At 68.8% G+C, this 535-nt stretch carries 1 protein-coding gene; it reads right to left on the bottom strand.

All coding sequences use genetic code 11. The annotated features are described in order from the left end of the window. Positions 1 to 55: 55 nt before the first annotated feature. Positions 56 to 535 (bottom strand): Sua5 family C-terminal domain-containing protein (locus AACY45_RS27785; RefSeq protein ID WP_339548681.1); only part of this gene is annotated, 480 nt, incomplete at its 5' end.

The raw sequence follows: 535 nt of genomic DNA on the forward strand, positions 1-535 counted from the left end.
TCTCTGCGCGAACAGAAGGTTTGTTCGCGCAGAGGCGCGGAGGACGCGGAGGGTGTCAGGTGTCGCGGTGCGCCGCGCGCCGCAGACGGTCGTTAATGGCTTCGCCGATGCCGTCGTTCGGGATTGGCGCGATCGCTATGGTCGTGCTCGGTGATGCGTCGGCCTGGTAGAGCGCGTCGAACAGCTTGGCGGCGGCTTCGATGAGGTTGGCGGTGGGCGACAGGTTGGTGTCGCCCGCGATTGTGCCGAAGCCGATCAGATAGTCTCCGTCCGTCGCTTCGGTCGCGTTGAGGCGGAGCGCTTTGCGCGGCGCATAATGGCTGGCGAGTTGGCCGGGGGCGACGATTGTTGCCCCCTCCCTCCACCCCGGCGAAAGCCGGGGCCCAGGAGAGATGGCGGTTGTGGCGGGTGCTGCACGCAATGATTCCCCGCTCGCGACTGGGCCCCGGCGTTCGCCGGGGTGGTGGCGAATCGAGAACTTCACGCGACCGGCCGCCGTACCGGGATGCCCGCTGCTGCCAGCGCGGCGTGGGCG

Source organism: Pseudomonas sp. RA_35y_Pfl2_P32, assembly GCF_963970735.1.
In the GTDB taxonomy this organism is placed as follows: Bacteria; Pseudomonadota; Gammaproteobacteria; order Pseudomonadales; family Pseudomonadaceae; genus Aquipseudomonas.